The sequence below is a fragment of the Pseudomonas sp. PSPC2-3 genome (assembly GCF_049898265.1).
Taxonomy (GTDB): domain Bacteria; phylum Pseudomonadota; class Gammaproteobacteria; order Pseudomonadales; family Pseudomonadaceae; genus Aquipseudomonas; species Aquipseudomonas veronii.
This window is the reverse complement of sequence record NZ_JAFCXJ010000027.1, coordinates 1-881: the sequence shown is the minus strand read 5'-3', so window position 1 is coordinate 881 and position 881 is coordinate 1. Positions and strand designations below refer to the sequence as shown.

Here is an 881-nt window from a genome sequence, read left to right as displayed (position 1 = left end):
AAACTCAAAGTCGCCATCATCGGTTCCGGCAACATCGGCACCGACCTGATGATCAAGATCCTGCGCAACGCCAAACACCTGGAAATGGCGGTCATGGTCGGCATCGACCCGGCCTCCGACGGCCTCGCCCGCGCCCAGCGCATGGGCGTGGCTACCACCCACGAAGGCGTCGAAGGCCTGACCCGCATGGACGTGTTCCAGCACATCGATTTCGTCTTCGATGCCACCTCGGCCGGCGCGCATGTGCAGAACGATGCGTTCCTGCGCAGGATCAAGCCCGGCATCCGCCTGATCGACCTGACGCCGGCAGCCATCGGCCCGTACTGCGTGCCGGTGGTGAACCTGGAGCAGAACCTCGATCAGCTCAACGTCAACATGGTCACCTGCGGCGGCCAGGCGACCATTCCGATGGTCGCCGCGGTGTCGCGCGTGGCCAAGGTGCATTACGCCGAGATCGTCGCCTCGATCGCGAGTAAATCCGCCGGGCCCGGCACCCGCGCCAACATCGACGAATTCACCGAAACCACGTCCAAGGCCATCGAAGTCATCGGCGGTGCGGCCAAGGGCAAGGCGATCATCGTGATGAACCCGGCCGAGCCGCCGTTGATCATGCGCGACACGGTGTTTGTGCTGTCCGAAGCGGCGGATCAGGCGCTGGTCGAAGCCTCCATCGTCGAGATGGCGGCGGCCGTGCAGGCCTATGTGCCGGGCTATCGCCTCAAGCAAAACGTGCAGTTCGACGTGGTCCCGGCAGATGCGCCGCTGAACATCCCCGGCCTGGGCAAATTCTCCGGCCTGAAAACCTCGGTGTTCCTCGAAGTCGAAGGCGCCGCCCATTACCTGCCAGCCTACGCCGGCAACCTCGACATCATGACCTCCGC

The 881-nt window shown here is 64.2% G+C and carries 1 protein-coding gene; it reads left to right on the top strand.

Features of this window, described 5'->3' with window-relative positions:
• Positions 1 to 881, top strand: an 881-nt coding sequence (locus tag ACP7E3_RS31845; protein ID WP_426125514.1) for an acetaldehyde dehydrogenase (acetylating), incomplete at both ends; no start/stop codon positions are given.